We start from the raw sequence: 20,441 nt of genomic DNA on the forward strand, positions 1-20,441 counted from the left end.
CATCCGGTCGCGGCGGTCCGGCCCGGTCAGTGGCGGGGGAGGTAGACCCGCCAGCCGGGGAGGACGACCACGTCGAGGGCGGCGGGGCCGGCGCCGCGGCGCCCGTCCAGGCGGGCGGCCAGCGGCGAGCCTTCCGGCGCCACCCATGCCGGCGCCGCCGCCCCCCGCACCGCCCGGCGGTACGGCGGATACCGGTCGTGCCCGGGGCGCAGCTCGTCGTCGACGACCGCGCAGAGCACCTCCTCCCGGCTGGCGAAGGTCAGCCGGTTGCAGGTCCAGTAGCCGGCGTACACGTGCCGGACGCCCCGTTCGCGCAGCACGGCGACCAGTGCGGCGTGCCGGGCCTCGGCGGCGCGGGCGGCCGGGGCGGCGCCGATCGCCCCGGCGGTGGACACCGCCGCGGTGCCCAGCGTCGCCGCCAGCACCGTGGCCGCCGCGATCCGCGTCGCGGCCCGCCACGGCGCTTGCGCCGGGGTGCCGTCGGCGGCGGCATCCGGCCCGGTCGCCCGCCGCGTGGCCGACCAGAGCGGCCAGAGCAGCGCCGGAACGGAGATGAGCAGGCAGGACAGGTACCGGGCGCTCTCCGTCGGGGTGCGCCCGGCCGCGCTGCTGGCGGCGTAGAGGGCCAGCGTGGCCACGGCGGCCGCCACCAGGGCGAGCCGGAGCGCCGCCGCCGCGACCGACCGCGCGCGGTCGTCGGCGGAGCCGGACGACGGTCGTGCCGCATCCGCGGCGGGCGGCCGGGTACGCAGCGCGCGCCAGGCCGCGAGGCCGGCCGCCACCAGCAGCGGCGGCAGGGCCACCGCCCACCAGAGCTGGCCGGGCGCGCAGTGCCCCGGGGAGCAGAAGCCCATGCCCAGCGGGGGCCCGAGCACCAGCGCCCCGTGCAGCCGGTCGGCCCAGCCGGCGGACTGCCCGGAGCCGCCGGCCGCGAGCACCGCGGCGAGCGGGTCCCGCCCGGCCGTCAGGGCGTACGCCAGCAGCGGCCCCGCCCCGACCAGCGCGGCGGCGCCGAGCAGGGCCCCGGCCCGGCCGCGCAGCTCCCGCCGGCGGTACGCGACGAGCACCGCCCCGGTCGCCGCGACGTACGGCAGCACCAGCGGGTCCACCCAGAGCATCAGCCCGGCCAGGAAGCCCCAGGCCGCCCAGCGTGGCAGCCGGCGCCCCGGCCGGCCGGCCGCCAGGTCGTACGCCAGCACGGCGAGCGCCATCCCGGCCGCGTTCATCTCCGGGTAGCCGCCCCCGGCGATGAGCTGGTTCTTCACCACCCGGTCCGAGCCCAGGGCCAGCAGCACCACGACGAGCAGGGCGAACCAGCGGTCTCCCCCGGTCAGCCGCAGCGTCAGCCGCCAGGCCAGCAGGACGAAGGCCGCGTACAGGGCGAGGGTGGGCAGGCGCAGCCCGAGCGTCGACGGGCCGGCCAGCGCGAACAGCGGAGCGGCCAGGTACGCCTCCAGCGTCCCCATGTACGCCTGGCCGTAGAACCAGACGGGGAACTCCTGCCCCCTGGCGATGTGCAGCGCGGCCAGCCCCATGGTGGCCTCGTCGCTGTTGGTCGGCGGGGCGTCGTGCAGCAGCAGGCCGAGGCGGTAGCCGACCCCGGCGAGGACGGCGAGCGCGGTGAGGAGGAACGGCAGCCGGGGCGACCGCGTGGGCGGTGCCGCGGGACGCGCGTCGCGCGGCTGCTGGCGTACCCCGGCCGTCATTTTTCGATCATGGCATCCCTCGCCCGGCCGGCGGGCGAGCGGTGCCGGCGCGTCGCGCGCCGGGGTGGCTCAGGCGGCGGTGACCGGGGAGCCCTCGCGCGCCTCCAGCGCCTGCCGGTAGAGCCGCCCGGCCCGGTACGACGAGCGCACCAGCGGCCCGCTCATCACGCCCGCGAAGCCGATCTCCTCAGCCTCCTCGCGCAGCTCGACGAACTCCTCCGGCTTGACCCAGCGGGTGACCGGGTGGTGCCGGGGGGTGGGGCGCAGGTACTGCGTGATCGTGATCAGCTCGCAGCCGGCGTCGTGCAGGTCGCGCAGCGCCTGGGAGACCTCGGCGCGCTCCTCGCCCATGCCCAGGATCAGGTTGGACTTGGTGACCAGCCCGTCGGCGCGGGCCTGCCGGATGACGTCCAGCGACCGCTCGTAGCGGAACGCCGGCCGGATCCGCTTGAAGATCCGCGGCACGGTCTCCACGTTGTGCGCGAGCACCTCCGGGCGGGCGCCGAAGACCTCGGCGAGCTGCTCGGGGACCGCGTTGAAGTCGGGGATCAGCAGCTCGACGCCGCAGCCGGGCTGGAGGGCGTGGATCTGCCGGACGGTCTCGGCGTAGAGCCAGGCGCCGCCGTCGGGCAGGTCGTCGCGGGCCACCCCGGTGATGGTGGCGTAGCGCAGCCCCATCGAGACCACCGACTCGGCGACCCGGCGCGGCTCGTCGGCGTCGAACTCGGCCGGCTTGCCGGTGTCGATCTGGCAGAAGTCGCAGCGCCGGGTGCACTGGTCGCCGCCGATGAGGAAGGTGGCCTCCCGGTCCTCCCAGCACTCGTAGATGTTGGGGCAGCCGGCCTCCTGGCAGACCGTGTGCAGCCCCTCGCGCGAGACGAGCCCGCGCAGCTGGGTGTACTCCGGCCCCATCTTGGCCTTGACCTTGATCCACGGCGGTTTGCGCTCGATCGGCGTCTCGGCGTTGCGCGCCTCGATCCGCAGGAGGCGCCGCCCCTCGGGGGCGGGCGTCGCGGTGCGCGCTGCCTGGCCGGTCGTCGGCGCGGAGTGCTCGATCGTCACGAAACCGAGCCTACGCCCGGCGGCCGCCGTCGATGTAGCGCGGGCGACCGGCGTCACCCCGGAACTCTTGTGACGCCGGACACCGGGGGCGGGGAAAAGCTCGTTACACCGGCGCCGCGCGGTGCTAGCGTGCCCGGCAGAGCTGTGACGGAGCCGAGTAGCGCCCCGACCGCCAGTTGAAGAGAGCCGCCGGTTGCTGTGAGGCGGTCTGGCGCCGGGACCGCGAAGACCCTCCCGAGCTGCGGGAAGAACGGCACGCGGGCGCGGACGAGGCCGCCCGCGCGCCCAGTAGAGCCCGCCCGGCCGGCCCCGGTGAAAAGGCGACGAAACGAGGCCCCCGTACGCGGGGGTGAAGGTGTGGTGGCACCGCGAGGTTCCCGCTCGCCCACACCTCCCGGGGATCGCGTTGCGATTGATCGAGGAGGTACCACCCGTGCAACGCATCCTGTCCCACCAGCTCCCCACCCACGTCGGCGCGCCCGTCCGGATCGCCGGCTGGGTGCACCGCCGCCGGCTGCTCAAGTCGGTGGCCTTCCTGATCGTCCGGGACGCCGGCGGTCTCACCCAGGTGGTGGTCACCGACCCGGCCGTCCGCGCCGAGGTGGAGGGCCTCACCGAGGAGACGGTCGTCGAGGTCACCGGCACGGCCGTCGCGAACCCGACCGCGCCCGCCGGGGTCGAGCTGACCGCGCCGACGGTACGACCACTCGGTCCGCCCGCGGTGCCACCACCGTTCGACCTGTACCGGCCGGCGCTCACCGCCAGCCTGCCCACGCAGCTCGACCACGCGCCCGTGGCGCTGCGCCACCCGACCCGCTCGGCGGCGCTGCGCGTCTCGGCGGCGGCGGTGGCCGGCTTCCGGGCCGCGCTCGACGCCCGCGACTTCGTGGAGATCCACACGCCGAAGGTGGTCGGCTCGTCCACCGAGAGCGGGGCGAACGTCTTCGCGCTGGACTGGTTCGGCCGCCCCGCCTACCTGGCCCAGTCGCCGCAGTTCTACAAGCAGCTCATGGTCGGCGTCTTCGAACGCGTCTACGAGGTGGGGCCGGTGTTCCGGGCCGAACCGCACGACACCGTGCGGCACCTGGCGCAGTACACCTCCCTCGACGCCGAGCTGGGCTTCGTCGCCGACCACCGGGACGTGATGGCCGTGCTGCGGCACACCGTGGCCGGCATGCTCGACGCGGTGTGCGAGCGGGCCGGGGCCGCGCTCGCCACCCTCGGGGTGTCGGCCCCGGACGTGCCGGCCGAGATCCCCGCCGTGCACTTCACCGAGGCGCTGCGGATCGCCGGGGCGCCGGCCGACGAGCCGGACCTGGCTCCGGCGCACGAGCGGGCGCTGGGCGAGTGGGCGCGGCGGGAACACGGATCGGACTTCCTCTTCGTCACCGGCTACCCGATGGCGAAGCGCCCCTTCTACACCCACCCCGACCCGACGCGGCCCGCGTACTCAAACGGGTTCGACCTGCTGTTCCGGGGCCTGGAGCTGGTCACGGGCGGGCAGCGGCTGCACCGGCACGCCGACTACCTGGCGGCGCTCGCGGCCCGCGGCGAGCCCGTCGAGCCGTACGCCGGCTACGTCGACGCGTTCCGGCACGGGATGCCGCCGCACGGCGGTTTCGCCATCGGGCTGGAGCGCTTCGTGGCGCGGCTGACCGGCGCGGCCAACGTCCGGGAGGTGACCGCCTTCCCGCGCGACCTGCACCGGCTCACCCCGTAGCGCAGGAGCCGGCCGACGCCGTTGCCGACGGGCTGCACGGCTTCGGCCGGCCCACGAGGTCGGTCCGCGCGGGCGCGGTCAGGCCGTGACGAGGGTGGGCAGGTGGCGCTCGACCACCGGCAGCACGTCGGCCACGGTGACCGGGCGGCCCAGTTCGGCGGTGAGCGAGGTGACGCCGGCGTCGCGGATGCCGCAGGGCACGATCCGGTCGAAGTGGCCCAGGTCGCAGTCGCAGTTGATGGAGAAGCCGTGCAGGGTCACCCCGCGGGCGACCCGGATGCCGATGGCCGCCACCTTGCGGGCCGGGCCCCGGTCGTCCTCCGGCACCCAGACCCCGCTGCGCCCATCGACCCGGCCGGCGGCCAGCCCGAACTCGGCGCAGACGTCGATCAGCAGCTGCTCGGTGCGGCGGACGTAGGCGACCACGTCGACCGGGTCGGGCAGCCGCACGATCGGGTAGCCGACCAGCTGCCCGGGGCCGTGCCAGGTGATCTTGCCGCCGCGGTCCACGTCGACGACCGGGGTGCCGTCCATGGGGCGGTCCCACGGCTCCGTGCGCTTGCCCGCCGTGTAGACGCTGGGGTGCTCCAGCAGCAGTACGGTGTCGCCGTGCTCGCCGGCCACCACCGACTCGTGCAGGTGGCGCTGCTCGTCCCAGGCGGCCTGGTAGTCGAGGACGCCGGCGCGGACGGCCGTGAGGCCGGGGCTCGTCGTGGTCACGCGGCCAAGCCTAGACCCGTACCGGCCGGTCACCCGCAGTGACGCGGCTCACCCGGCGCGGGGCGCGCTCAGCCCCGCGGGACCCGCCACAGCCACACGTCGTCCACCCGCTCGGGCGGGCCGAGCAGCGCGGTCACGGTACGCCGGATCGCCTCCTCGTCGACCGGCCACTTCGCCCCGTGCACCTCGTCGGCGAGCACGACCGTCTCGATCCGCCAGTGCCGCAGGTCGGCGCGGACCTCCTGGCGGCTGCCCTCGGTGACGATCGGCACCAGCCCGGTGCGCCCGGCCTGGTCCACCAGGGCGCCGAACGGGCGCGGCGGCGGGCCGATCCGCCCCCGGCCGTCCGGGCCCCCCGGGCCCAGGAAGAAACCCGAGGGGATGGCGAACTCGCCCTGCCGGTGCGCCAGCGCGTACGCCTGCCAGCGCTGCCCGTCCGGGTAGACGTCGAGGGTCAGCGGCACCGGGGTCAGCACCCCGCCGGGGGAGACGTACTCCCGCCACGTCCCGGCCGTGATGAACCGCGGGACCGGCTCCCGTTCGATGGTCAGCAGCGGGGTCGGCACCAGCGGCACCAGCGCCAGCGCGAACCCCGCCCACCAGGCCAGCCGCGTGCGGTGGCGCCGGGGCGGCTCGGCGCGCAGCCGGTCGACGGCGTACGCGAGCAGTACCCCGAGCACGGGCGCCACCACCAGCGCCAGCCGGGCCGGCAGCGCGGCGTTCACCACCGGCAGGTGCCCGAGCAGGTCGAACGGCATCGGCAGCTCGGTGCGCCGGCCGTCGACCTTGGCCTCCGGGCCGAAGGAGAGCACGGTGAAGACGACGGCGGTCACGCCGAGCGCCCAGAGGGTGGCCCGGCGTGCCGCGTCCGCCCGGCGCCAGAGCAGCACGAAGCAGGCGACGGCGAGCAGCAGCAGCGGAACGCCGAAGAACGAGTTCTCCTCGGTCGGGTTCGGTGCCAGCCGGGTGCCCAGCCCCACCTCCCCGGCCAGCGAGCGGCGCGGGTACGCCCCGAAGGCGGCCACGTCCTCGGAGTGGATGACCGCGTCGAAGCCGGTGCCGTGGAAGCGCTGCGGGCCGGCGAAGTGCAGCCACAGCGGGTACGCCAGCAGCGCCCCCGCGACGACGGCCGTCGTCGCGAGCCCGCGCAGGAAGGCCGGCAGCACGGCGCGGGCCTCGGCGCGGTGGGCCGGGTGCAGCGCCCAGACGGCGACGAAGACGCCGAGCGCCAGCGCGGTGAAGAAGAGGCCCTCGGCGGCGACCGAGAAGGCGACCGCGACGAGCGCGCCGAGGATCGCGCCGTCGCGCAGCGGGCGCCGGGAGCGGCGCAGGGCGAAGGTCCGCCAGACCAGCAGCGGCACCAGCCAGCCCGCCGTCCAGTTCAGGTGGGCGTTGGCGTGCGAGACCATGCCGGGGGAGAAGCCGATGAAGAGCCCGCCGACGGCGGCGGCGAGCGGGCTGCGGACCAGGTGCCGGGAGAGCAGCCAGTACCAGGCGAACGCGGTGGCGGCCAGGTTGAGGGTGAGGATCACCAGGAAGGTCACCGGCGGCCCGAGCAGGTACGTCAGGGGCGCGAAGAGCACCGCGTACACCGTGATCGACGTGTTGACCGCGAGGTTCACCCCGTCGGGGACGTTGACCAGATAGGTGAAGAGGGGGTTGTCGCCGTGGGTCACCGCGTGGCCGCCGAAGGCCAGCAGCCACTCGAAGAGGGCCTGGTCGCTGGAGTTGACCGTGATGGCGCGCACGTTCGGGTCCCGCCACAGCCCGCTGGTCACCCAGACGGCGAGCGCCACCGCGAGCAGCGCCACGGTCAGGTCGGGCCCCCGGTGGCGGACGACGCGGGGCGGCGGGGCCGGCGAAGGCGCCAGGGACGGGGAGGTCGGCACGCAGCGGACGTTACCAACCGCACCCGGGCACGCCGGTCAGGACGCACATCCTCCCGACCGTGAATGTGTGACCGTGGCCCATGTCACAACATCGACGCATCGACGTAACGTCGCGGCAATTCGCGGGTGACCCAGTTCACAACCCGTCCCCAGGAGGCCCCCGTGCGCCGCTCCCCGTCCCTGCTCACCCGGCTGACCGGCGCGGTCGCCGGGGTGTTCCTCGCCGCCACCGCGGTGATGACCGTCGCCGCCCCCGCCCAGGCCGCCAGCCTCACCCAGGTCACCGGCTTCGGCTCCAACCCCGGCAACCTCGCCATGTACGCGTACCGGCCGGACAACCTGCCGGCGGGCGCCCCGGCGGTCGTGCTGCTGCACGGCTGCACCCAGAACGCCGCCGGCTACTTCGGCAACTCCGGCTGGCAGAAGTACGCCGACCAGTGGAAGTTCACCCTCATCGTGCCGCAGCAGTCCAGCGCCAACCAGCCGCTGAGCTGCTTCAACTGGTTCGTGGAGCAGGACATCACCCGAGGCTCGGGTGAGGCCCTGTCGATCCGGCAGATGGTCGAGCACGCCCGGAACAACTACGGCACCGACCCCGGCCGGGTCTTCGTCAGCGGGCTCTCCGCCGGCGGGGCGATGAGCGCGGTCATGCTCGCCACCTACCCGGACGTCTTCGCCGCCGGCTCGGTCGTCGCCGGCCTGCCGTACCGCTGCTCGCCGCCCGCCTCCACCAGCACCTGCCAGTACAGCGGGGTGAACAAGACCCCGCAGGAGTGGGGGAACGTGGTCCGCGCCGCGTACCCCGGGCACACCGGCCCGCGCCCCCGGGTCGCCATCTGGCACGGCACCTCGGACTCCACGGTCGTGCCGGCCAACGCCACCGAGCTGCGCGACCAGTGGACGAACGCCCGGGGCGTGTCGCAGACCCCCACCAGCACCGCGTCGCTGCCGGCCAACACCAGCCTGGAGGTGTACGGCAACAACGACGTCCGCCTCTACCGCGTCTCCGGCATGGGTCACGGCACGCCGGTCGACCCGGGCTCCGGTCCCGACCAGTGCGGCACCGCCGGCGCGTACATGCTGGACACCATCTGCTCGGCGTACCACGACGCGGTCTTCTTCGGCCTCAACGGTCCGACGAACCCCGGCCCCACCCCGACGGCGAGCCCGACGGCCGGCCCCACGCCCTCGCCGACCGCCAGCCCGACGCCCCCGCCGACCACGGCTCCGACCTGCGTGACGGCGTCCAACTACGCGCACGTCGCCGCCGGCCGCGCCTACCAGTCCGGCGGCTACGCCTACGCCAACGGCTCCAACCAGTGGATGGGTCTCTACAACACCTTCTACACCAGCACCCTGAAGCAGACCGGCCCCAACCACTGGGTGATCGGCTGCTGATCCGCCCCGCCGCACCACCGTGGCCGGACGTCCGCCGGGCGTCCGGCCACGGCCGTGTCCGGCCGGCGCCGGCGCGGAGGGATCCGGCGACGCCGGCGGTGCAGGACAGAAGTCGACCTCGACACGCCCTAGCGTGGTCCCCATGACGCCCCCTGGGACCGACCATGAGCGCCCGGAGCCCGGCCGCTTCCCGCCGACCGCCCGGGCCCGCCTCGGGACCCCCCGGTGACCGACCTGACCTGGCCGCAGGTGCACGCCCGCCGCCTGCGGCGGCACGCGCTCTCGGCGCCGGCGCCCGGCGACACCCGTGGCGCGGACGGCGATCCCGCCGGCCCGGCGACGGACCGGGTGGCCGGCGTGGTGTCCGCGATCTGCGGCGCGCACGCCCAGATCGCCTCGGCCGCCGAGCTCTCCGTCGGGCTGCGCGTCGACGGCGCCACCCGGACGACGGTCCGCGAGGCCCTCTGGACGCACCGCACGCTGATCAGGACGCGCGGGCCGCGCGGCACGGTGCACCTGCTCGCCGCCGCCGACCTGCCGATGTGGGTGGGCGCGCTCTCCGCGCTGCCGGTCCCGACCGAGGCGCAGAACGGCGGCCTGCTCACCGCCGAGCAGACCGAGCAGGTGGTGAGCGCCGTCGCGGACGCGCTGCGCGACGCCGAGCTGACCACCGCGGAGCTGACCGAGCAGGTCGTCGCGCGCACCGGCCCGTGGGCCGGGGACCGGGTCATGGAGGCGTTCCAGGACAGGTGGCCGCGCTGGATGGCGGCGATGGCGGTCGCGACCCGCCGCGGCGCGATGTGCTCCGGTCCGAACCGGGGCCGCGCCACCACCCACACCAGCCCGGCGCGCTGGCTGCCCGGCTTCGCGCCCATGGCCGGCCGGGCCGCGCTCGCCGAGCTGGTGCGCGGCTACCTGCACGCGTACGGACCGGCCACCCCGGCGCACTTCGCGCAGTGGCTGTCGGCGCCCCGGCGCTGGGCCGCCGAGCTGTTCGGGTCGCTGGACCTGGAGCAGGTGACCGTCCAGGGCGCTCCCGGGTGGGTGTCGGCCGGTGACACCGACTTCCCGTCCGACGGCCCCACCGGCGTGTGGCTGCTGCCCTACTTCGACGCCTACCAGGTCGGCTGCCACCCGCGCGAGCGGTTGTTCCCGGGCCCCGCGGGGGAGCGCGCCCTGGCCCGGGGGCAGGCCGGCAACTACCCGGTGCTGTTGGTGGACGGGACGGTCGCCGGGGTGTGGCACCAGCGCCGCTCGGGCCGGAAGATCCACGTCACGGTGGAACCGCTGGGCCCGCTGTCACCTCGGCGGCGGCGGGCCCTGGAGGCGCGGGTCGAGCGGATCGGCGAGATCCTGGAGGGCACGCCTTCGCTGACCGTCGGCCCGGTCGGCGTCGGCCCGCACGCCTAGCCCGGCCCGCCGCACCCCGCGCGAGCCGTCCGCGGCCGGGCGCCCCCCCCCCGGCCGCGGCTAGTCCGCGAGGGCGACGCGCAGGGCGGTGGCCAGGTCGGGGTGACGGTAGGCGAAACCGGCCTGGGTGAGCACGCCGGGGAGGACCCGGGTGCTGGTCAGCGCCTCCTGGGCGAAGCCGCCGAGGACCACCTTCAACGCCGCCGCCGGGATCGGCACGATCGCCGGCCGGCGCAGCTGCCCGGCCAGCTCGCGGGTGAACTCGGCGTTGGTCACCGGGGCCGGCCCGACCACGTTGACCGGCCCCGCGACGTCGTCGCGGCCGAGCAGGAACCGCACCGCGTCCAGCCAGTCCGCCATCGAGATCCACGGCAGCCACTGCCGGCCGCTGCCGAGCCGGCCGGCGATCCCCAGCCGGAACGGCAGCAGCTGCGGCTTGAGCAGGCCGCCGTCGCGGTGCAGCGGCAGCCCCGTGCGCAGCCGCACCACGCGTACGCCGGCGTCCTCGGCCGGCCGGGTGGCCGCCTCCCAGACCCGGCAGACGTCGGCCAGGAACCCCTCGCCGGCCGGCGCGTCCTCCTCGACCGCCCGGTCGCCGGTGTTGCCGTACCAGCCGACCGCCGAGGAGTTGAGCAGCGCGCGGGGCCGGTCGCCCGGCGGCAGGCCGGCGATGGTGGTCGCCAGGGCGGTGGTGGTGTCCACCCGGCTGGAGCGGATCAGCTGCCGGTACCCGTCGTTCCACCGCCGGTCGCCGACGCCCGCGCCGGCCAGGTTGATCACCGCGTCCGCCTCCGCCACCACGGCCGGGTCGAGCTGCGCGGCGGACGGGTTCCACCGCCGCTCGTCGGCGGAGCGTGGCGACCGACGGACCAGCCGGGTGACCTGGTGCCCGTCCGCCGTGAGCCGGTCGATCAGCCGGGTGCCGAGGAAGCCGGACGCGCCGGCCATGAGGATCCGCATACCCCCATCTTCGGGCACCGACGGCCGATCGGATGCGCTGAGGCGGTCACCCACCCCACCGGGCGCGACCACCGACCGGACGGCCGGCGGTCGCGCCGTGCCCCGGTGGATCAGCAGCCGGCGGTACGCGTGTAGTTGCGCGTCCCGAAGTAGAGCGCCAGGTTGCCGCTGAAGCGCACCTTGATGTCGCTGCCGTTCAGGCGCTGCTCGTAGTGCAGGTGCGAGCCGGAGGAGCCGCCGCTGTTGCCCACGTACCCGATGGTGGTGCCGTAGCCGACGGACTGGCCGACCGAGACCGCGAATCCGCTGAGGTGGGCGTAGTAGGTGGTGTACCCGTTGCCGTGGTTGATCCGCACGTACCGGCCGTAGCTGGTGTCGCCGAGGTTGGCGACGACGTCCACCGTGCCCGGGGCGCTGGCCTTGACCGGATCGCCGTGGTCGTCGGCGCGGTTGAAGTCGATGGCGTACTGCGGGCTGTGCCCGGTGCGGGTCGCACCGGACCAGGTCTGGTTGCACGGGAACGGCGCGCGGAACGACGGCGCGGCGGCGGCGGGCGAGGCCGGCGCCAGGAACGCGGCGGTGGCCAGCAGGACGACGCTGAGGGAACTGGTCAGACGGGTACGCATCCGAACCTCCACGGTCATAACCTTCGATCTGTCTGCCGGATGATGTCAGAAACTTCCGACGACCGGAATGGGTCGAAACCCTGTCGATGCGCCGGCTCCCGGGCGGCTGTGCCACCTCGTGAGCCGGCCCGGCGGTGGCGCGTACGGACGGGCGATACCGCGTCGTTTCCGGTGGAGCTGTTGCGCGGCCGCGATCTGAAGCGTCGCCAGGTAGCCGAGCCGGGCCGTCCGGCTCTCCCGGTACTCGCCCAGGAGGCGGAGTTTCGCCACGAGCAGGGCAGGCGACGCCGCGGGCCGAGCAGCTCCAGGTGGGCCGCCCGGAGGGCGCGCCGCCACCGCGACGCCCGTCAGACGAGACGAGGTGCCGGCGGAGGCACCGACTTCATCGCGACGGGTGCCCTCGGAGCCGGGCCAGCACGGGCGTGAGCGGAGCGAGCGCGTCCTCGCGTACGACGAAGCGGGTGACGCCCCAGCGGCGCCGGTGCCCGTCGATCGCGGCGACGATCTCGTCCTCGGTGCCGATGAGCACGAACGGCGTCGCGAGCAGCTCGGGTACGGTCAGCCCGACGTCGGCTGCCGTGGGCGCGGCGGCGGCCTCGGCGTCGTCGGTGACGGCCACGTGCTGCACGAGCGCCTCCAGCACCGGCGGCTCGGCCCGCCCGGCCGCCCCGGCCGCGACGCAGTCGAGCTGCTGCTCGATGTCGGCCTCGCGCCAGCGCACCGTGTGCGCGTAGCCGTCGGGCAGGGTGCGGCCGAGCCCGGACAGGCCGACCACGTCGGCGTGCGCGCCGGCCCAGCGCAGCATCGCGGAGTTCGCCGTGCCGAGGGTGAACGGGATCCGCCGCCGCACCGGTCGCGGCTTCTCCAGCCGTGCGCCCCGGAGCACCAGGTCGGGGGAGTCGACGGTGACCTCCTCGCCGTCGAGCAGGGCGCGGACGGCCTCGGCCACGGCCAGGCAGCGGCGTACCCGTCCGGCGACGTCGGGGCGCTCCCGGCCGACCGCGAGCCACTCCGCCGGGGTGTGGCCGGCGCCGAGGCCGAACCGGGCCCGCCCGCCGGAGAGCAGGTCGAGGGAGGCCACGTCCGAGGCGAGCAGCATCGGCTCCCGGACGCCGGCGTTCGAGACGTACGAGCCCAGGCCGATCCGCTCGGTCACCGCCGCGGCGGCGGCCAGGGCGACGAACGGCGACGCGGCCGCCCCGGGATGGTCGGCGGTGGACAGGGCGTCGAAGCCGGCCGCCTCGGTGCGCCGGGCCAGCTCCAGCCAGCTCGGGCCGTCGGACGGGGTCGCCTGGAGGGTGAAGGTCGCCATGGGCCCACCCTGCCGGGCACGGCCCGGCCGACCAAGCCCGACAGAGACGATTCTGCTACCGGCAGACCTACCCGTTCTGCGGCGGCGGGAGAGGCACCCTGACGAGGCGCTCGGTGCTGCCCTCGGTCAGCCCGTTGAGCGCGCGCACGAGCTTGTTCTCCTCGTAGACGAAGTGCATCAGAGGTGGATCTCGATCAGTTGGTTGCCGAAGGCCCGCAGGCGCTCGTCGGGCGTGAACGGAGGCATGAACTTCCCATGCTGTCCCGCGCCTCCATGCCCTCGGCAGTCTCCTCGCCGGGTGCACCGCGACGCTGCGGCCAGCCTACGACAGCAGGCGCGAGGACACGTGTCCCGTCAGGGCTGACGGACGGGCCGGATGGTGACCAACTCCTCCAGCCCGACGAAGTCGGTCGGATTCGTGGTGTAGAGCGACAGGCCGTTCGCGTGCGCGATGGAGGCGATCATCAGGTCCGCCAGCCGGCGGCGGGTGGTGCGCCCCGTGGCCAGGACCGCACTGGTGACCAGGCCGAAGGCCCGCGCGGCCTCGGCGTCGAAGGGCAGCGGCTCGAACACGGCCTCGGCATGCTGGAGGACGCTGGTCCGCCGGGCCCGTTCGGCGCGGTCGTCGGTGTGGTGCGGGCCGGCGGAGAGCTCCGCGAGCGTCACGGCGCTGATCACCATCTCCTCCGGCAGGTCCCCCGGACCGAGGGCACCGAGATGGATCACGACGTTCGTGTCGATCAGACCACGGACCGGTGCCTCACCACTCACGGCTGAACGGGTCCTGCTCGACCGACGAGTCGATGTCGGCGCGGAACCTCCCGCCGTCGAGCACGGGGGCCGTCGCGAAGGCGGCGAGCACCTCCGCCCGCGGGACGAACGTGCGACGGCGGAGCGGGATGAGCTTTCCGACGGGGGTGCCGTTCCGCGTGATGACGAAGGACTCGCCGGACTCGACGTGCCGCATGATCGCGCCCGAGTCGTTGCGCAGCTCGCGCTGCGTGATCTCTCGATGAGCGTGCTCTGCCACGGCGTAATCCTAGTCGAGTGTGCTACGCAGTGCTACGCGCCAGGGCCCACGGGCGTGACGACCGGGTGGGCTGGCGGGTCATGTCGACGGCTCGTCCGGGGTGGGCTCGCGCCAGCGGGCGCGCCAGGCGGCCTCGTGCGCCTCGTGGCTGGTCTTCTCCTCGAAGACCAGCTCGCGCAGGGCGCGCCGGGAGTCCGCCATGACCACCGCCTCGACCGCGACCAGCCCGACGCAGACGGCGGTGAGCAGGGCGAGGGCGGCCAGTCCCGGCAGGCGTTGGCCGACCGGGACGGCGGCGGCGAGCACGAGCACCGCGCCGACCCGGGTCCAGGAGACGGTGCGCAGCGTGCGCCACTGGAAGAGCATGTTCGCGCCCAGAAAGCCGATCACCCCGCCGAAGAGCAGCGCCACGCCGGGACCGTGCGTCGGCTCCGTGACCGGCACCTCGGGGTTAGCGACGTGGTGCGTGATCTCCTCGGCGCCGAGGGCGAACAGGATGATGCCGGCGATCATCGGCAGGTGGAGGTAGGCGTAGGCGTCCCGGGCCATCGCGACCCGGGGGCGGCCCTCGGCAGCGTGCAGGGCGATCCGGGCGGCCGGTGCGATCACGTCGTAGTGCGCCCACCAGAGCGCGGCCGTGAAGAAGATGCCGAGCACGGCCGCCGTCACCGCCGGCCACGTCGGGGCCTGCCCGAGCAGGTCGCTGCCGACGCCGACGGAGATGACCGACTCGCCCAGGGCGATGATCAGGATGAGGTCGTAGCGCTCGGTCCAGTGTTCGGCGGAGGTCACCGTCCAGCCCCAGGCGCCGGCGACCAGACCCATGCCGTACTGGAGCACGACGACGCCGACCCAGAGCCCGTCGCGCAGCATCGCGGCGAGTTCCGGGTCGTCGATCTGCGGCGGGATCAGCGCGGCGGCCACCAGCAGCAGGGTGCTGACGACCAGCTCCGGGGAGTAGTTCAGCAGCAGTCGGCGTTCCCCGGGTCTCTCCCGCGCGACGTGCCAGTACAGCATCAGGTGCACGGCCCGGATCACCACGTAGCTGCACGCGGCCACCATCGGTCCGGCGGCCACGTCGGCCGTGTCGCTGAACGCCTGGGGGAGCGAGAGCGCGAAGCAGAACAGCGCGGCCATGCCGACGACCATCAGCGCCGGGACGAAGCCCTCGCCGAGTCGGACCCGGGTGGCCACCACGCAGTGCAGCACCCAGCACCACCAGAGCACCGCGAGTACCAGCAGGGCGTGCAGGAGCTGCCGGCCGGAGATGTTGGCGGCCGTGGCCCGCGTGATGATGAAGAACGAGAAGACGAAGACCAGGTCGAAGAAGACCTCGAACCGGTCGACCCGCGCGCCGGGGGCGATCGAGACGGCCGGTCCCAACCGTTCGCGCCACCGGAAGCCGCCCACCCACCCACTCTGGCAGCGCCCCGAGACGGCCGGGCCGGAATCGGGTCAGCCCGGCGCCGGGCCGCTCGGCCGGACGCCGAAGGGCGCCCCGGTCGGTGACCGGGGCGCCCTTCGTGCCGTTCGGGGCTACAGGCCGAGCTCGGCCTCGAAGCTGCCGGTCTCCAGCCGCTCCTTGATGGCGACCAGGAAGCGGGCGGCGTCCGCGCCGTCGATCAGCCGGTGGTCGTACGACAGGGCCAGGTAGACCATCGACCGGACGGCGACGACCTCGCCCAGCTCCGGGTCGTTGACGACGACGGGTCGCTTGACCACGGCACCCGTGCCGAGCATCGCCGACTGCGGCGACGGCACGATCGGGGTGTCGAAGAGGGCGCCCCGGCTGCCGGTGTTGGTCAGCGTGAAGGTCGCCCCGGCGATCTCGTCCGGGCCGATCTTGTTGGTCCGGGTGCGCTCGGCCAGGTCGGCGATCCGCTTGGCGATGCCGCCCAGGTTGAGGTCGCCGGCGCCGTGGATGACCGGCACCATCAGGCCCCGCTCGGTGTCCACGGCGATGCCGAGGTGCTCCGAGTCCGGGTAGGTGATCGTGCCGGCGTCGAGGTCCATGCTGGCGTTGACGATCGGGTACGCCTGCAGCGCCTCGATCGCGGCCAGGGCGAAGAACGGCAGGAACGACAGCTTCACGCCGTGCCGCTGCTGGAACGACTCCTTCGCCCGCGCCCGCAGCTTGGCGACCTTGGTGACGTCCACCTCGACCACCGTGGTCAGCTGCGCCATCTCGTGCAGCGACTCGTGCATCCGCTTGGCGATGACCGCCCGGATCCGGGGGAGCTTCTCGGTCGTGCCGCGCTTGGCGCTCGGCTGCGGCTTGGCGGCCGGCTTGGCCGGGGCCGCCGCCGTGGCGGGCTGCTGCGCCGGGGCCGGCGCGGCCTTGGCCGCCTTCGCCTTCTCCGCCGCCTCCAGCACGTCCTGCTTGCGGATCCGGCCGCCGACGCCGGTGCCGTTGACCGATGAGAGGTCGACGCCGTGCTCGCCGGCCAGCTTGCGCACCAGCGGGGTCACGTATCCGGCGGCCTCGTCGCCGCCCTGTGCGGGCGCCGACGTGCGCTGCGGGGCCGGGGCGGACGGCATCGCCTTCTGCTCGGCCTCGGCGGGCTGCGCCGAGATCTCGGCCTCCGCCGACGGCTCGTTGTACGACATGCCCGGGGTCGGCTCCTCGACCTTGGGCTCGGGCTTCGGCTCGGGCTTCGGCTCCGCCTTGGGCTCGGGCCTCGGCTCCGCCTTGGGCTCGGCCTTGGGCTCCGGCTTCTCCTCGGCCGGGGCGGCGCCGGCGGCGCCGATCACGGCCAGGTCGGCGCCGACCGCGGCGGTCTCGTCCTCGGCGACCTTGATCTCCAGGACGGTGCCGGCAACCGGCGACGGGATCTCGGTGTCGACCTTGTCGGTGGAGACCTCCAGCAGCGGCTCGTCGACCTCGACGGTGTCGCCGACCTGCTTGAGCCAGCGGGTGACCGTACCCTCGGTGACGCTCTCGCCGAGGGCCGGCATCTTGACCGGGGTGCCCTCGCCCGACGAAGCCGGCGCGGCCTGCGCCTGCGGCTCCTCGACGGCCGGCTGCTCCGCCTCGGCCTGCGGCTCCTCGGCGGCCTCGGCGGCCTCCTCGGCGGGCTCCTCCTGCTGCGGGGCGGCCTCGCCGCCGCCGGTGGACTCGCCTTCGCCCGCGATCACGGCAAGCTCGCTGCCGACCTCGGCGGTCTCGTCCTCGCCGACCACGATCCGGCTCAGCACGCCCGCCGCCGGGGACGGGATCTCGGTGTCGACCTTGTCGGTCGACACCTCGAGCAGGGGCTCGTCGACCTCGACGGTGTCGCCCTCCTGCTTGAGCCAGCGCGTGACGGTGCCCTCGGTGACGCTCTCACCGAGCCGGGGCATGGTGACCGATACCGGCATCTTCAAAGACTCCTTCGTTCCCCTGGTGGGATCATCGCCCGTCGCCGGACGCCGCGGTTGTCGTGATCAGGCGTGTGCGTGCAGCGGCTTGCCGGCGAGCGCCAGGTGCGCCTCGCCCAGGGCCTCGTTCTGCGTCGGGTGGGCGTGCACGAGCTGCGCCACCTCGGCCGGGTACGCCTCCCAGTTGTAGATGAGCTGCGCCTCGCCGACCATCTCACCGACCCGGGCGCCGACCATGTGCACGCCGACCACGGGGCCGTCCTCCACCCGGACGAGCTTGACGAAGCCCGCCGTCTTGAGGATCTGGCTCTTGCCGTTGCCGCCCAGGTTGTAGTTGTAGGTCTTGACCTTGTCGGCGCCGTACTGCTCCTTGGCCTTCGCCTCGGTCAGGCCGACCGACGCCAGCTCCGGGTCGGAGTAGGTGACCCGCGGGATGCCCACCTCGTCGATGACGGCCGGGTTCTGGCCGGCGATCTCCTCGGCGACGAAGATGCCCTGCTGGAAGCCCCGGTGGGCGAGCTGGAGACCGGGCACGATGTCGCCGACCGCGTAGACGTTCGGCACGCTGGTGCGCAGCCGCTCGTCGGTCAGCACGTAACCGCGGTCCATCTTGACGCCCTGCTCCTCGTAACCGAGGTCGGCGGTGTTCGGCCCCCGCCCGACGGCGACCAACAGCAGCTCCGCCTCGACGGTGTCACCGCCGGCGATGGTGACCTTGACGCCCTTGTCGGTCTTCTCGACCTTCTCGAACGGCTTGCCGACCTTGAAGTTGATCTTCCGCTTGCGGAAGGCCCGCTCCAGCGCCTTAGACGACTCCTCGTCCTCGGCGGCGACCAGCCGGGGGAGCGCCTCGACGATCGTCACGTCCACCCCGAAGGACTTCCAGACGCTGGCGAACTCGACACCGATCACGCCGCCGCCCAGCACGATCGCGGAGGCCGGGACCCGGTCGAGGGTGAGGGCGTGGTCGCTGGTGATGACCCGCTCGCCGTCGACCTCCAGGCCGGGCAGGCTCTTGGCGTACGAGCCGGAGGCCAGCACGACGTTGCGGCCGGTGTAGCGCTTGCCGTCCACCTCGACGACGTTCTTGCCGACCAGCTTGCCGTGGCCCTCGACGATGGTGATCGCCTTGTTGCCCTTGAGCATGCCCTGCAGGCCCTTGTAGAGCCGGGAGATCACGCCGTCCTTGTACGCGTTGACCCCCGCCATGTCGATGCCGACCAGCTCGGCCTTCACGCCGAACTGCTCCGACTCGCGGGTCTGGTCGGCGATCTCGGCGGCGTGCAGCAGCGCCTTGGTCGGGATGCAGCCGTTGTGCAGGCAGGTCCCGCCGAGCTTGCCCTTCTCGACCAGCGCGACCTTCAGGCCCAGCTGGACGGCGCGCAGGGCGGTGGCGTAACCGCCGCTGCCACCTCCGAGGATGACGATGTCGAAGGTTGCGTCGTTCGGCTCGCTCACGTCCAACTCCCAGGTCGCGTCGCTGCTTCGGGGGTCACGGCGGGGTAACACGGACACACCCCACCTCGGTCATCTTGTCACCACCGCCGGGCGCACGCGTAGTGAGGTGCCCAACGACACGTCCGTGGCACGTACGCTTGGGACGGGCTTCGATGACGTGTTGGAGGGGAGACGGTCGGTGGCACTGTTCCGGCGACGCAAGAAGGCTCGGGCGGTCAGCCTCGACCGGGCCGCCGACCGCGCCGACCTGGAGCACCTGGAGGGTTTCGTGCGCAGCCGGCGCGGGGTCGAGGCCTACATCGAGCCCCGCACCACGGTCACCGAGACCACGGTCATGCTGATCGCCGACGACGGGGAGTGGACCCGCCGGCGCATCGACGGTCCCGACGGCGCCCGCCGCTTCGCGTACCGGATGGGCATCCCGGTCTACGACGTGCGGCTGATGGGTTATCCGCAGCGGATGCGCGACTTCAACGAACGCCGCAAGCGCCGCCCCGAGCTGTTCTGAGCGGGGGCGCCCGGCCGGGCGTGCGGAGGGGCCCCCGGTCGACCGGGGGCCCCTCCGTGCACGCTCAGCCGTTGGCCGCGACGTCCTCCACGAGCTGGAGCAGCGTGCGCACCGGCACGCCCGTGCCGCCCTTGGTCCAGTAGCCGGTCGGCTCGCCGGAGTGGTAGCTCGGGCCGGCGATGTCGATGTGCGCCCAGGTGACCTCGGGGGTGACGAACTCGCGCAGGAACACCCCGCCCTGGAGCATGTGACCGGCCCGGTCCATGCCGGCGTTGACCTGGGAGATGTCGGCCACGTCGGAGTCCATGCCCTTGCGCACGTCGTCCGGCAGCGGCATCGGCCAGGTCGGCTCGCCGACCGCGTCGCCGGCGGCGCGGACCCGCTCGCACAGCTCGGGGGTGCCCATCACGCCGGCGATCCGCTTGCCCAGCGCCACGACCTGCCCGCCGGTCAGGGTGGAGGTCTCGAAGAGGTAGTCGCAGCCGTCCTCGCAGGCCCGCGCCATCGCGTCGGCGAGGATCATCCGGCCCTCGGCGTCGGTGTTGAGCACCTCCACCTTCTTGCCGTTGTACATGCTGATCACGTCACCCGGCCGGTACGACCGCCCGGACGGCATGTTCTCGGCCATCGGCAGGTACGCCGTCACGGCCACCGACGGCTTGAGCGCGGCGACCGCCAGCATCGTCGCGGCCACCGCGGCGGCACCGCCCATGTCGGACTTCATCTCCCACATGCCCTGCGCCGGCTTGATCGAGATGCCGCCGGTGTCGAAGGTGATGCCCTTGCCGACCAGCGCCACCCGCTTGCCGTTGCCGCCACCGGCCGGCGTGTAGCTCAGCTTCACCAGCCGCGGCGGGGCCTCCGAGCCCTGCCCGACGGCGATGATGCCGCCGTACCCGCCGGCGGCGAGGGCCGCCTCGTCCAGCACCTCGACGGCCAGGCCGGCCTCCCGGGCGGCGTCCGCCACGGAGTCGGCGAAGGACGGCGGGCGCAGCTCGTTCGGGGCGGTGTTGACCCAGTCCCGGGTGCGCCGGACCGCGCCGCCTACGACCTGGGCGCGGGCGATCTCGGCCTGGGCGCCGGCGTCACCGGCGTCCGGCACGGCGACGAGCACCTCGGCCACCGGCTGGCGCCGGGCCGGCTGCGGCCGGGTCTTGTAGCCGGCGAAGCGGTATCCGCCGAGCAGCGCGCCCTCCGCGACCGCGCGCAGCGCCGCGGGCGCGTCGGCGTCGTCCGGCAGCGGCAGCGCGAGCGCCACCCGCGGCGCGCCGGCGAGCGCCCGCAC

17 protein-coding genes are annotated in these 20,441 nt (G+C 74.3%); 4 read left to right on the forward strand and 13 right to left on the reverse strand.

The window, feature by feature from the left end; genetic code table 11:
• Nucleotides 1-26 precede the first annotated feature (26 nt).
• Nucleotides 27-1,706 (reverse strand): hypothetical protein, encoded by a 1,680-nt coding sequence (locus V6V16_RS06575; RefSeq protein WP_334560455.1) that lies wholly within the window; start codon nucleotides 1,704-1,706, stop codon nucleotides 27-29.
• Between the two features lie 69 nt (nucleotides 1,707-1,775).
• Nucleotides 1,776-2,825: a lipoyl synthase gene (lipA, locus tag V6V16_RS06580; RefSeq protein ID WP_334560457.1), complete on the reverse strand. Its 1,050-nt coding sequence runs from the start codon at nucleotides 2,823-2,825 to the stop codon at nucleotides 1,776-1,778.
• Between the two features lie 376 nt (nucleotides 2,826-3,201).
• On the opposite strand from lipA, the gene aspS reads away from it, so the two are divergent.
• Entirely contained in the window at nucleotides 3,202-4,488 is a 1,287-nt protein-coding gene (gene aspS / locus V6V16_RS06585) for an aspartate--tRNA(Asn) ligase (protein WP_334560460.1), read from the forward strand.
• A 78-nt stretch (nucleotides 4,489-4,566) separates the two neighbouring features.
• Here the strand turns inward: aspS and lipB are convergent, their stop codons facing one another.
• Entirely contained in the window at nucleotides 4,567-5,208 is a 642-nt protein-coding gene (gene lipB / locus V6V16_RS06590; RefSeq protein ID WP_334560462.1) for a lipoyl(octanoyl) transferase LipB, read from the reverse strand.
• Nucleotides 5,209-5,276: 68 nt separating this feature from the next.
• A complete protein-coding gene (locus V6V16_RS06595; protein ID WP_334560464.1) occupies nucleotides 5,277-7,097 on the reverse strand; it encodes a DUF2079 domain-containing protein in 1,821 nt (606 codons plus the stop codon).
• A gap of 162 nt (nucleotides 7,098-7,259) precedes the next feature.
• Between V6V16_RS06595 and V6V16_RS06600 the strand changes: the two genes are divergently transcribed.
• Together V6V16_RS06600 and V6V16_RS06605 are read left to right on the forward strand one after the other, a co-directional pair.
• A complete protein-coding gene (locus V6V16_RS06600) occupies nucleotides 7,260-8,495 on the forward strand; it encodes an extracellular catalytic domain type 1 short-chain-length polyhydroxyalkanoate depolymerase (RefSeq protein WP_334560466.1) in 1,236 nt (411 codons plus the stop codon).
• Between the two features lie 225 nt (nucleotides 8,496-8,720).
• Nucleotides 8,721-9,905, forward strand: coding sequence for a winged helix DNA-binding domain-containing protein (locus V6V16_RS06605; protein ID WP_334560467.1), 1,185 nt, complete (start codon nucleotides 8,721-8,723; stop codon nucleotides 9,903-9,905).
• Between the two features lie 60 nt (nucleotides 9,906-9,965).
• Here the strand turns inward: V6V16_RS06605 and V6V16_RS06610 are convergent, their stop codons facing one another.
• From V6V16_RS06610 to lpdA, 8 genes are all read right to left on the reverse strand, one after another.
• The gene (locus tag V6V16_RS06610; RefSeq protein ID WP_334560469.1) at nucleotides 9,966-10,865 is read right to left on the reverse strand and encodes a TIGR01777 family oxidoreductase; all 900 of its coding nucleotides are present in this window, start codon (nucleotides 10,863-10,865) and stop codon (nucleotides 9,966-9,968) included.
• Nucleotides 10,866-10,975: 110 nt separating this feature from the next.
• Complete coding sequence (locus V6V16_RS06615; protein ID WP_334560471.1) at nucleotides 10,976-11,491, reverse strand: M23 family metallopeptidase; 516 nt, start codon at nucleotides 11,489-11,491, stop codon at nucleotides 10,976-10,978.
• Nucleotides 11,492-11,873: 382 nt separating this feature from the next.
• Nucleotides 11,874-12,803 (reverse strand): LLM class flavin-dependent oxidoreductase, encoded by a 930-nt coding sequence (locus V6V16_RS06620; RefSeq protein ID WP_334560474.1) that lies wholly within the window; start codon nucleotides 12,801-12,803, stop codon nucleotides 11,874-11,876.
• Nucleotides 12,804-13,157: 354 nt separating this feature from the next.
• A complete protein-coding gene (locus tag V6V16_RS06625) occupies nucleotides 13,158-13,574 on the reverse strand; it encodes a type II toxin-antitoxin system VapC family toxin (protein WP_334560477.1) in 417 nt (138 codons plus the stop codon).
• Nucleotides 13,564-13,833 carry a type II toxin-antitoxin system Phd/YefM family antitoxin gene (locus V6V16_RS06630; protein ID WP_334560480.1) on the reverse strand — a complete coding sequence of 90 codons (270 nt, stop codon included), beginning with the start codon at nucleotides 13,831-13,833 and terminating at the stop codon, nucleotides 13,564-13,566. The genes V6V16_RS06625 and V6V16_RS06630 overlap by 11 nt, the downstream gene beginning before the upstream one ends.
• Before the next feature lie 78 nt (nucleotides 13,834-13,911).
• Nucleotides 13,912-15,243 (reverse strand): low temperature requirement protein A, encoded by a 1,332-nt coding sequence (locus tag V6V16_RS06635; protein WP_334560483.1) that lies wholly within the window; start codon nucleotides 15,241-15,243, stop codon nucleotides 13,912-13,914.
• 126 nt (nucleotides 15,244-15,369) lie between these two features.
• Nucleotides 15,370-17,190 (reverse strand): 2-oxoglutarate dehydrogenase, E2 component, dihydrolipoamide succinyltransferase, encoded by a 1,821-nt coding sequence (gene sucB, locus V6V16_RS06640; protein ID WP_334560485.1) that lies wholly within the window; start codon nucleotides 17,188-17,190, stop codon nucleotides 15,370-15,372.
• Nucleotides 17,191-17,256: 66 nt separating this feature from the next.
• Nucleotides 17,257-18,648 (reverse strand): dihydrolipoyl dehydrogenase, encoded by a 1,392-nt coding sequence (lpdA, locus tag V6V16_RS06645; protein ID WP_334560487.1) that lies wholly within the window; start codon nucleotides 18,646-18,648, stop codon nucleotides 17,257-17,259.
• 178 nt (nucleotides 18,649-18,826) lie between these two features.
• Between lpdA and V6V16_RS06650 the strand changes: the two genes are divergently transcribed.
• A complete protein-coding gene (locus tag V6V16_RS06650) occupies nucleotides 18,827-19,156 on the forward strand; it encodes a hypothetical protein (RefSeq protein WP_334560490.1) in 330 nt (109 codons plus the stop codon).
• A 64-nt stretch (nucleotides 19,157-19,220) separates the two neighbouring features.
• On the opposite strand, the gene V6V16_RS06655 is transcribed toward V6V16_RS06650, so the two are convergent.
• Nucleotides 19,221-20,441 (reverse strand): leucyl aminopeptidase (locus V6V16_RS06655; RefSeq protein WP_334560493.1); only part of this gene is annotated, 1,221 nt, incomplete at its 5' end.

This window comes from Micromonospora sp. CPCC 205561 (genome assembly GCF_036906775.1).
Taxonomy (GTDB): domain Bacteria; phylum Actinomycetota; class Actinomycetes; order Mycobacteriales; family Micromonosporaceae; genus Micromonospora.

Coding starts and splice junctions, on each gene's coding strand:
- V6V16_RS06575 (WP_334560455.1), bottom strand. CDS start 1,706: ATGACGGCCGGGGTACGCCAGCAGCCGCGCGACGCGCGTCCCGCGGCA.
- V6V16_RS06610 (WP_334560469.1), bottom strand. CDS start 10,865: ATGCGGATCCTCATGGCCGGCGCGTCCGGCTTCCTCGGCACCCGGCTG.
- V6V16_RS06615 (WP_334560471.1), bottom strand. CDS start 11,491: ATGCGTACCCGTCTGACCAGTTCCCTCAGCGTCGTCCTGCTGGCCACC.
- V6V16_RS06620 (WP_334560474.1), bottom strand. CDS start 12,803: ATGGCGACCTTCACCCTCCAGGCGACCCCGTCCGACGGCCCGAGCTGG.
- sucB (WP_334560485.1), bottom strand. CDS start 17,190: ATGCCGGTATCGGTCACCATGCCCCGGCTCGGTGAGAGCGTCACCGAG.